The sequence below is a fragment of the Desulfobacula sp. genome, from assembly GCF_030145145.1.
In the GTDB taxonomy this organism is placed as follows: Bacteria; Desulfobacterota; Desulfobacteria; order Desulfobacterales; family Desulfobacteraceae; genus Desulfobacula.
Genome location: NZ_JAQYWD010000078.1, coordinates 1 through 11,229 on the forward strand (window position 1 = coordinate 1; position 11,229 = coordinate 11,229).

Here is an 11,229-nt window from a genome sequence, read left to right on the forward strand (position 1 = left end):
ATAGAAATAGCGCTCGCTTTTTGACTACCTGGGAACTTGCCCAAAAGTAGTTTAACACTATATCCAATTTTCAGGGAAATGATCCGTCACCATCTTATCAGCTACTGTTCTGAAAAAAACAAATAATGGATTTCATAGGCTGGGATCATCAGACAGGCACGCTGATTTTAAAACAGCTGCCACTGCCTTTTATACTTTCGACATCAATTTTACCATTGTGATATTGGATAATATGCTTAACAATAGCCAAACCCAGGCCTGTGCCGCCTTCATTTCTGCTTCTTCCCCGGTCTATCCGATAAAATCGGTTAAAAATCTTTGGCAAATGTTCTTTGTCAATTCCTATACCATTATCTTTAATCTCAATATCCAGGGAATTATCCTGCCTTGTCACTGCTATGGCAATCTGACTGCCTTCAGGATTGTATTTTACAGCATTGTCCACGAGATTAATAATGGCCTGCTCCATAAGGATGGGGTCCACCCTGCCGTTGAGATCCTCGGGACAGTCAATGCTGACGGTGATATTTTTTGCATTGATACGGGCATGGCAAATGTTGACTGCTCCCTGGATCAATGTTGCCATGGGCTGGTTTTCAAACTGGATATCAGTCCCCTGCAGCCTTTCAAGTCTTGACAAGGCCAGAAGATCATTTATCAGCTCGATCATACGGTTTACATTTTTCTCAATAATTTTTAAAAATTGTTCACTCTGCTGGGTATCATTGTTGACCAGCATTTCCTGGAGGGTTTCAATAAATCCTTTTATGGCCGTCAGGGGTGTTTTCAGCTCATGGGACACATTGGCGGCAAAATCCTTGTGCATTCTTTCAAGACGTCTGATTCTTGTAATATTATGAAAAATAATCAAGGTTCCAATGCGTCTTTCTTCGGAATCATAAAGGGCTGTAGAATGGATGTTCAGGGTCAGATCCTCGTCCCTTGTTATTACAATATCTTCCTCAACAGGCTCATGGGTTGCCAATGCCCGTTGAATGAATTTTTGAAGTCCAAAATTTCTTGCAACCTCTAAAATATACCGGGCTTTTAGTTTGGATACAGGGAAATCAAATATTTTTGCTGCGGCAGAGTTGATTGTAATAATTTTTTCATCCTTATCTATGGCGATGACACCTTCCTGCATGCTTGCATGGACCGCTTCTAATTCCATGCTTCGGTTTTCAAAATCTTTGATTTTTTCATCCAGGTTTTCAGCCATCCGATTCATGGTAATGGCAAGTTCCGACAATTCTTCTACGTCCGGTACTGCAAGCCTTTCGTTTAAATTTCCTTTGGCAAATTTTGTAGCCCCTGTTTTCATTTGCTCAACCGGAAGTGTAATTCTTCTGGTGACATACAAACTGGCAATCGCCGCCGCCAGAATTGTAAAAGCCAGGGCAATGAAGATATTATTTCTGACTGATTTTATTTTGCTGTCAATGGCAGAGACAGAAACTGCTGTCCGCACCACCGCTATAACTCTCCCATCATTCATCACCGGCAAAGCAATATACATCATATTCTTATCAAGCGTTGAACTATACCGGATGGAGACTCCTTTTTTTCTTTGCAGGGCCTCCATGATTTCAGGGCGTTTCATGTGGTTCTCCATCATCTCGATATCTCCGAAAGAATCTCCCACCACAACGCCGGAAGGGAAAATAATGGTTACCCTTGTCCCGGTCTTTTCTCCAATGTCCTTGCAGAGTTCATCAATATGGAGGATCTGATCCTGATCAGCATCTATCATAGCCTCCGGTAGAATATCAGCAAAATTTATCTGTATCAGTTCTGTCTTGGTGGTTAGCTCTTTTTCGGAATTTTTAAGAAAAAACTCCTTAAAATAACTGGTTGAATAAGAGGTAACCGATAAAAGGGAGAGAACGATAATAATCAGGAATGACGGGAAAATATGCCAGATCATTTTCTTTTTTTTTATCATAATTTTTATTCTTTAAACCTGTAACCAACCCCTCTAACCGTTTCAATGATTGAGGCATAATTTTTTAATTTTTTTCGCAATCCTACAATAACGACATCAATACTTCTTTCAGTCACTGCATAGTTTTTACCACGAATAGCATCAACAATCTGACCCCTGGTGAACACCCAGCCTTTTTTATCGGCAAGAAAAGAAAGCAGTTCAAATTCAGACAGGGTCAAATCCAAGGTATTTCCTTGGATGGTGACAACATGCCGGGTCCGGTCAATGGTAAGATCTCCCTCTTGTTTTATACTGTCAGTCGGTTCCATGGTATTCTTCTTTCGCCGCCGAAAAATTGCCCGGATTCTTGCCACAAGAACCTTTGGGCTGAAAGGTTTTGACATATAGTCATTGGCTCCCAGTTCAAGCCCTGTAACAATATCAGACTCTTCTCCTTTTGCCGTAAGCATGACAATGGGTATATCGCGGGTCTGTTCATTATTTTTCAGGTATTTTGTTACTTCAAGGCCATCAATCCCCGGGAGCATCAAGTCAAGGACTATCAGGTCAAGTTGGGATTGTTTGGTTATTTTTATGGCCTGCTCACCGGTCAGCGCTGTGAGTATTGAGTATCCCTCTTTTTTGAGATTGTATTTTATCAGTTCAATGATATCTTCTTCATCATCCACGATTAAAATGGTTTCTTTTGCCATGCTTTTCCCTGTTTTTTAATTCATAAACCCATTGTTTATTTTTATAAATTGACGGATATATTGTCAATACTCACCGATGCCTTATAATCTCACCCTCAATAAGGTATATCACTTCTTCTGCAATATTGGTGGTGTGATCTCCAATTCTTTCCAAATGCCTTGATATCAGGTACATATTGATAATTTCACCCACCATTTCAGGGTGTAATTGAATATCTTTTTTCATTGCACCATAGGCATCGTTCCTCATGGTATTCACATTCTCATCCATCTCCCTGACCTGGTAAGCCATATCCACATCCATACGCACCAGGGCATCAAGGCTCTTTTTCAACATTTTTCCTGTCTGATCGCCCATGGATGTATAATCATATTTAAATTTACCGGGGTCATGGGAAGAGGCTTTAAATCTTTTTGAAATGTTTGCGGCATAATCTGCAATTCTTTCCAGATCATTGTTAATTTTTATCACTGCCACAAGAAATCGAAGATCCGTTGCAACAGGTTGATGCAATGCCAGTATTTTCAGGCATTCTTCTTCCACCTCAATCTCACGTTCATCAATCTCAAAATCCGTATCAATAATTTTCTGGGCCAGCACAAAATCAGCTGTTTTAATGGCATAAATTGCTTTTTGGAGCCGGTCTTCCACCATGGCCCCAAGGGACAGGATTTCTTTTTTAATTTTTTCTATTTCTTTTTGCAGATGGCCTGGCATTATTTTCTCCTTAACCAAATCTTCCGGTAATATAATCTTCTGTCTGTTTTAATCCTGGTTTTGTAAACAGCGTGTCTGTATCATTGACCTCAATAAGCTTTCCCATATAAAAAAAAGCTGTCCTGTCAGAAACCCTTGCAGCCTGCTGCATATTATGGGTCACGATAATTATGGTGAGTTTTGAAGAAAGCTCGGTAATCAATTCCTCAATTTTTTGAGTGGCAATGGGATCAAGGGCTGACGCTGGTTCATCCATCAATAATACTTCAGGATCTACGGCAAGGGCACGGGCAATACACAGACGCTGCTGCTGTCCCCCGGAAAGCCCCAGTGCGGACTCATTCATCCTGTCTTTGACTTCCTCCCAGATAGCAGCCTGTTTTAAGCTTTTTTCAACAATCTCTGTAATTTTTGCCTTATCTTTAACCCCATTTACTTTCAAACCATAGGCTATATTTTCAAATATAGATTTTGGAAATGGATTGGGTTTTTGAAAAACCATGCCCACCCGTCTTCTTAAAGTAACAACATCGATGGACGGATCATAAATGTCTTTGCTATCCAGCATGGCCTGACCCTCGACCCTGATTCCGGAGATCAAATCATTCATCCGGTTCAAGCATCTTAAATAGGTGCTTTTCCCGCACCCTGACGGGCCGATAAGCGCGGTCACCCGGTTTTGGACAAATTCAATTGAAACATTATACAGTGCCTGGAAATTCCCATAAAAGAAATCCAGATTTTTGGTATGCATTTTAATATTGCTTTCCATAAAGCTATATCCTCAACTTTTTTCTCATTTTTGACCGAAGGATGATGGCAGCCAGATTCATTCCGAGCACCAGGACAATCAATACAAGGGCTGTTCCGTATTGAAGATGACGGGTTGCTTCAATATTGGTTCCAGCAGTGGCCAGTACATAAATATGATAGGGCAATGCCATGACCTCATCCATTATGGATGTTGGCAGATCCGGTGTAAAAAAAACAGCTCCTGTGTACATAATCGGGGCGGTCTCGCCTGCTGCCCGGCTTATCCCCAGTATTGATCCGGTAATAATACCTGGGAATGCCACAGGTAGAACTACTTTTCGTATGGTCTGCCACTTTGTCGCTCCCATGGCAAGGGAAGCCTCCCTGTATGTATTGGGAACTGACTTTAATGCTTCCTCTGATGCACCGATAATAACCGGCAGGGTCATGATTCCCAGGGTCAGTCCACCGGCAGCCACGGATACCCCCATTTTCAAAACAATACAAAAAAAGGCAAGACCGAATAATCCAAAGACAATGGACGGAACACCGGCAAGATTATTTATCCCGAGCCGGATAACCCTGACAAGCTTTCCCTGGGTTGCATATTCATTCAGATATATGGCAGATGCCACACCAATGGGTAATGCTACAAGTATGGTGACCAGGCACAAATAAACAGTCCCGACAATGCATGGCAGGATTCCGCCGGCTGTCATGGAATCACGGGGCGCCTGGGTTAAAAATTCCCATGAAATTGCACGCCACCCGCGAGACAGTATAAAAAATACGATCACTGCCAGGGCTGCACCATTGATCAAGACAGCAATTTTAAAAATTGAAAACCATGTGTTTTGTATGAATAATCCTTTTTTTATCATTATAATGAGGCCTCACCAACCTGCCTGAACTTATGAGAAAGAAAATCAGCAATCAGATTAAAAATTAATGTAAATAAAAACAGGACGATTCCGATGGCAAAAAGTGCATGATAATGCTCACTCCTGAACGGTGCTTCGGCCATTTCCGCTGCAATGCTTGCCGGCAGGGGCCGGACAGGATCAAAAATGGATCCCGGAATCATGGCCGCACCTCCTGCTGCCATCAATACCACCATGGTTTCTCCGACAGCCCTTGACAATCCAAGAATGACGGCTGTGCAAATGCCTGAAAGAGAAGCTGGAATAATTATCTTTACAATGGTTTCAAAATGAGTTGCACCCAGCGCAAAGGATGCCTCTTTTAAGGCAGTTGGAACCGAAAAAATAGCATCTTCGGAAATACTGCAAATGGTTGGTACTGACATAAAAGCCAGCATCAAGGATGCATTGAATATATTCAAACCCACCGGGATATTAAAAAGCTTTTGGATAAAAGGGGCCACAACCACCATACCAAAAAAACCGATCACAACCGACGGCATTGATGCCATTAATTCTACTATGGGTTTGACAATTTCCGCCACTTTTGGTGGTGCGATCTCTGCAAGATAGATGGCTGTCATTATCCCTAAAGGAATAGCCATTATGCCGGATAGGAATGTGACACAAAAAGATCCAAGGATAAGAGCAAGAATTCCAAAATCCGCAGGATCATCTGTGGGATACCAGTATTTGCCGAAGATAAACTCTTTTATGCTCACATGATCAAAAATGGATATACCTTCAATAAAAAGGAATATCATGATCAATGACAGGGCGGTTATGGAAAAGAGTGCAATCATTAAAAACCCTGAATGCACTCCTTTATCTATTATTTGACGTTTCAATGAATTGCTCCGTGTGGATTTAGAATAGCGGAATTGAACCGACTTCTTTTACAAGATCCTGACCTTTTCTAGAGAGAATAAAGGAAATGAAAGCCATTGTTTCTCCTTGTGGCCAACCTTTTGTAAACATGAAAAGACCTCTGGATATGGGAAAAGATCCATTTAAGGTGTTTTGTTCGGATCCTTCAACACCATCTACTTTTACGGCTTTAATCCCGCCCGTCAAATATCCAAGACCCACATATCCGATGGCTCCCGGTGTCGTTGTTACGGCCTGTACAATGCCACCATTGGAAGGAACAGTCAGAGCACTGGGAATAACGCGTTCGTCTTTCATAACAAGTTCTTTCCATACGCCAAAGGTTCCTGAGGAGCTGTCCCTTGAAATCACTACGATTTTACCGGGAGTTCCGCCAATTTGTTTCCAGTCTTTGATTTTACCCAGATAAATATCTTTCAGCTGGGCTATGGTCAGATTATTCACGCTGTTTTTACCGTTAACAACAGGAACGATGGCATCCAGGGCGATCCTAAAAGGTACAGGATAGACGTTTTTGGTTCCTGCCAGGTTGACTTCCTTTTGTTTGATGAATCTTGATGCATTGCCGATATCAGCGGTTCCGTCAATAATGGCCTTGATCCCGTTTCCGGAACCGCCACCTGAAAGAGAAATTTTCACATCAGGATTTTCTGCCATATAGGCTTCAGCAGCCTTTTGGACAATGGGCAAAACTGTTGTGGAGCCTTTAATAACAAGTTCTCCTGAAAAAACGGTTGATGATATCGTTAATAGAAAAATGATTGCTATGAATATATTTTTACGCTTGTTCATGTCTTCTCCTTACCTTTTTATAGTTTTTGATACGTGTGATTCAGCACAGAATCAATTTGAAAGTTACTCTACTCTCAGTGTGTTAGAATTTTATTAGAACAGTGTTACAACCATATTAGAATTTTGAATATCTTTTTAAGATGATGGATAATCTAATTTTTTATCGGAAATTATAATCAATAAATGTATTTGAATTCAAAAAAGGCAGTACTGACAAAAGAAATGAATGGTACTTGTCATTGAGGTCCTGGCGAACCTTTTTAACGTGAACGACCTCGTTAACAATTACTTAAAAATGGATTTTCCCCGTGGCGAATCTTTACGGTATCTATAATGACGAGTAAGAATAAATATATGGCGATGACTTCCAAAAGAAGTGCTCTCCATTTATGATCATGGGACGACTGAGGACTCTAACGTGAAGCCATGTTTTTTCTCTGAAAATGACAACTACAATATCTGGTACCTTCAATTTTGAATTTCCAGCCACCAAAAAAAATTTCAAATTTCGGATTTCAAATTTGATTTTTCCAGACTGAAAATATTTTCATAGAGAGGACTACCTCCAGGACAAGGCCCATTTTTTAGACGAATAAATACCCAAGACTTTCCCTTTTAGCCGTGACCGGCAAGATCTAAAATACAGCGACAAATTCCAAAAGAAGGAATCAAGAATTTGAATCCGACGACAGTGAGCCCAACAAATTCCAGGGCTCGTTTTTTAAAAAAACATAAATCTCAAAATCTGGTGCCATGTAATTGTAATCTTTTCATTTGGCCAGGAATTCACTTTCAAATTTCGGATTTGTAAGTTTTATTTTAGCAATCGGTCTGAACAATCGGCGCCCAGATTCGATAAGTGAGGTGCGTATTTACTGGGCCATTTTTTGGGCCAGGTGTTTCACTTTTGCCTGAATATTGAGGAGGTAAGCTTGTTCGGGCTGTTTGGGACCGGGGTGCGGATCGTATTCTTCGGATTTAATTCGCTCGGCGACCTTTTCCACATGACCGTTTTCCTCGTCCAATAGCACTTCCAGCCGCTTTCTGAACTGATAAGCAGCCTCAATAGAACGCTGGCAAAAAGTTTGGGCCTCTATTCCAGTAAAGACCTGATGGTGGCTCTGGCACAAAATATCCACGTCCAGCATGGCCAGACGTTCCATCGAGTGAATATACGCATCAAAGTCCACCAAAAATTCCGTAAAAATAACACCCATGGGGGACATGCATCCCACGGCTTCACCGGCCACCAACATTTTTTTTTCAGGAATGTAAAAACTGAGGGAGTCCCAGGTGTGTCCCGGTGTCGACAGCACCTGCACCGTCAATCCGTTGCTAATTTCAAGGAAATCTCCTTCTTCAAGGATCAAATCCACGTTAAATGGTTGAAACGGCATCGTTGAGGCAAGTCCGGGGGATTCATTCTCAATCCAGTCTATAGTGGATTCGTTGAGTTTTGCGATAGTATTGACAGCATTGGGGCGCCCTATGATTTCAGCGGCACTCTGAGAGGCCGCAACTTTTAATTCCGGCCATGTTTGTTTTAACAATCCGGCAGCACCGCAATGGTCAAAATGCATGTGTGTAAGAAATATGACTTGGGGCTGGTTTTTTCCCAGTATCTCTTGAACTTCTTTGACGTATAGTGGCCCCAGACAGGATATACCGGCTTCAAACAGTACCGGCTTTGATCCGAGAAGCAGATGAGTCGGAAAATACCTATTTCCGATAATATAGAAAAAATCGGTCAATTTACCCGTTTCAGTAAAGATCATTATTATATCACCCCTGTGAAAGTAGTTTCCTCTAATTTTCGGTGATGATAACAGTAATACAGTTTTACCGTCAAGCAGTGAGCCCATTTGTATACTTTGTCGCTACTCAAAGTTGCAAACCGGATAGGAAAGAATAGTTAAAAGTAATGTGGGGTTGTCAGTTTCAAAATCTGACGAACCCTATAACGCCAAGGCTCGCTCTTAAAAACATACCCCACAATATTTGGTATTTTTCTGTTTTTGTTAGTCATGAAATTCACTTTCAATCTTTGAATTTAAAGTTTGATTTTTCCAGGTTTAAATTATTTTTAAAACGAGGACTACATGCATGACGAACTCCGTTTATCGAGAGAATGAATACCCCAGACTATCCCTGTCAGTCCGCATTTTATTTATAATTATTCAAACCACAACATAAAGTATTTTTTCGAATTATCGTTTCCAATATTTTTTGTATTCTGGAGGATTTGGAAGTCTGAAATTTCGTGACAGGGATAATTATCCTTGACTTCAAGAGGGGCTTATTTTCAACAAAATATATTATTAACTGGAATATGGAAGTATGGCTTGTAATAATGCCTTTGGCTCATATAGCTTAATCTGAATTGAGAGCGAAGGGGTAGATACAAATAAAAAAAGGCAGGAACCAAATCAATAGACCTGCCTTTTAAGTCGATTCGAATAAATCTTTTAATTTTTTCTTCTTGATACTCCGGCTACGCCAAGAAGACCAATACCGAAAAGAAGCATTGTAGCTGGTTCGGGCACCGGTGCGGGGCCTGTAGATGTCACCCAAGCGCCTAAAATATCTTCTGCCGTCGTGTCATAATTAAATATGTGCATCAACTCGGATTTGTGCATAGTCCCGTCCTCCACCAGCCCCGCCAAACTGCTAAAATGAGCTGGTTCGTCATTAATTGGCACATACACTCTATCATATCTTCCGTAGACCACGCTTACCATCAAGCCCTTTGTTGTCATCCAGTCCACGTCCACGCCAATCGATTCGAATGACTGCATGACATCGCTGGCGCTATTCAGCCATAACTGTTCCATCTCAACCGTTCCCGCCATATGCCAGCCATTAAGTCCATAATACGGCTGGTTGTTTAATTCATAAATCGCATCCACTTGATCCGTCCATGTTTTGTTGCTGAAGTCATATACATTCCAATACCAATACTGCTCACTTTCTGTATCCCATACAACGTGGCCTGTAGAATTAGAGTAATCTACCAATGTGGCACTGGACATTACTGGTGCGCCGAACAAAAGTATCATCACCCATAAAAAAATTGAAGATTTTTTCATTATAATCTCTCTCCTTTTTCCATCAATGGTCATAAGCCAATTTCGTGACCCTACTTTTAAGCTAATGATAAGTTCATTTTTTCATTTTTTTCTTCTGTTAATTCCTGCAAGCCCTAAAAGGCCGATACCAAATAGGAGCATTGTTGCTGGTTCGGGGATGGCTGAGATGGGTTCCATCAGCATACTTGGCGTCGGCGGTTCACTGGGAAATGAATCGGAAGGATAATGAGCATATGCTTGCAGCGTTACAGAGCTCGGGATAAAGTTGTCGTAATTGTAGTTAAAACTACTCGGTATGTCGAATGTAAGGGTGACGGATTCAAAAGCAAAAGCATCTGTCAAAGTCCATACGCCTGCAATTCTCATTTGATTTGTTGTAGACCCACTTGTAAAACTGTGCTCAATTAAAGTTGGTGTTGTGCCGATTGCCCCGTTGAAAGTGATTGAATCTCCTGGTACCTCAGCAGGAGAAAGCACGGCACCAGTTGACCAGATGTCAGCAAAGAATCCAAAGTCAATCGCTTCAACCGGTGGAGCACTTATTTGGAAACGCATTCCAGTTGGAGCTGACAATGTCATTTCAAATCGTTTATCTGTTGCGAAATCTCCTGTCAGAGGGGGATTAACTCCAGTCACAGAGAAACCGTAATAATACCAAGGGGCGATACTATAAGTAATCGCCTGGTCCATGGTCGCATTGTAAATGATTGTTGCGTTAGCCGAACCGATAGTTGACAAAGATGCCAAAAAAATTAACAAGCCAAAAACAAAGCGGATTAGAAGTTTTTTCATTTTTCCTCCTTTTTTTCCTCCGAGAATATAAAGCTTTAGGCCATGTGATTCTGAAATTTGAATTGCAAATTGAGCAAGAGGAGGCTTGAACAGATATTTTGCATTTCAGTTATGTTTTAAAATATTCAAGCAAAAAGTATACCATTGTATTATCAACTTAGGATGCAATATTTATAATATTTACGATAATTTATGGTATTTTTTTTCTATGGTATAAATGTAACAATTTGAAAATGATTACCTAAAAAAGAGAAAATAATTACCTTTTAGAGAATCGATTCAATTTAGAGAATCGATTCAATTATATGGGCAACGAAACAATTAAAAGAACAAATCTTTCAATAACCTTTATTGGAGACCAACTTGAATCTGGTTCAGGCTTGGAAAAATATTTTTCCAGAAGCTGCCAAAATATTTTTGATATATTATCAACTTGAATGTGGAAATATGGCTCGGGATGAGTCCTTGGTTCATATAGTTTAATCGCGGTGCTGACCGGCGCCGTGCGCCGATCAAGCAAACGATAGTTTGATTGATCGGTGTGCGGTGTCCGGTCCAGCTCCTTGTTCTGGCGCGTAGCGACGGAACAAGGAGCTGGACGAAGTCAGCACCGCGATTCACGGCGGCGCAGCCGCCGTGAACG

At 41.1% G+C, this 11,229-nt stretch carries 11 protein-coding genes; all 11 read right to left on the reverse strand.

Annotated elements, in window-relative coordinates; genetic code table 11:
* Positions 1–148: 148 nt before the first annotated feature.
* Positions 149–1,942 (reverse strand): ATP-binding protein, encoded by a 1,794-nt coding sequence (locus Q1Q15_RS25105; protein ID WP_300465473.1) that lies wholly within the window; start codon positions 1,940–1,942, stop codon positions 149–151.
* A gap of 5 nt (positions 1,943–1,947) precedes the next feature.
* Positions 1,948–2,637: a response regulator gene (locus Q1Q15_RS25110; protein ID WP_300465476.1), complete on the reverse strand. Its 690-nt coding sequence runs from the start codon at positions 2,635–2,637 to the stop codon at positions 1,948–1,950.
* A gap of 70 nt (positions 2,638–2,707) precedes the next feature.
* On the reverse strand, positions 2,708–3,355 hold the full coding sequence (gene phoU, locus Q1Q15_RS25115; RefSeq protein ID WP_300465478.1) for a phosphate signaling complex protein PhoU: 648 nt from the start codon (positions 3,353–3,355) through the stop codon (positions 2,708–2,710).
* Positions 3,356–3,365: 10 nt separating this feature from the next.
* Entirely contained in the window at positions 3,366–4,127 is a 762-nt protein-coding gene (gene pstB, locus Q1Q15_RS25120; RefSeq protein WP_300465480.1) for a phosphate ABC transporter ATP-binding protein PstB, read from the reverse strand.
* Between the two features lie 4 nt (positions 4,128–4,131).
* Positions 4,132–4,989: a phosphate ABC transporter permease PstA gene (gene pstA / locus Q1Q15_RS25125; RefSeq protein WP_300465481.1), complete on the reverse strand. Its 858-nt coding sequence runs from the start codon at positions 4,987–4,989 to the stop codon at positions 4,132–4,134.
* Positions 4,989–5,849 (reverse strand): phosphate ABC transporter permease subunit PstC, encoded by an 861-nt coding sequence (gene pstC, locus Q1Q15_RS25130; protein ID WP_300465493.1) that lies wholly within the window; start codon positions 5,847–5,849, stop codon positions 4,989–4,991. Before pstC ends, pstA begins: the two co-directional genes overlap by 1 nt.
* Positions 5,850–5,895: 46 nt before the next feature.
* Positions 5,896–6,708, reverse strand: a complete 813-nt coding sequence (locus Q1Q15_RS25135) for a phosphate ABC transporter substrate-binding protein (protein WP_300465483.1) — start codon at positions 6,706–6,708, stop codon at positions 5,896–5,898.
* Positions 6,709–7,580: 872 nt separating this feature from the next.
* Positions 7,581–8,483, reverse strand: coding sequence for an MBL fold metallo-hydrolase (locus tag Q1Q15_RS25140; RefSeq protein ID WP_300465485.1), 903 nt, complete (start codon positions 8,481–8,483; stop codon positions 7,581–7,583).
* A gap of 690 nt (positions 8,484–9,173) precedes the next feature.
* Positions 9,174–9,794, reverse strand: coding sequence for a PEP-CTERM sorting domain-containing protein (locus tag Q1Q15_RS25145; protein WP_300465487.1), 621 nt, complete (start codon positions 9,792–9,794; stop codon positions 9,174–9,176).
* Positions 9,795–9,875: 81 nt separating this feature from the next.
* Positions 9,876–10,586: a PEP-CTERM sorting domain-containing protein gene (locus Q1Q15_RS25150; protein ID WP_300465489.1), complete on the reverse strand. Its 711-nt coding sequence runs from the start codon at positions 10,584–10,586 to the stop codon at positions 9,876–9,878.
* 348 nt (positions 10,587–10,934) lie between these two features.
* Positions 10,935–11,229 (reverse strand): hypothetical protein (locus Q1Q15_RS25155; RefSeq protein WP_300465491.1); only part of this gene is annotated, 295 nt, incomplete at its 5' end.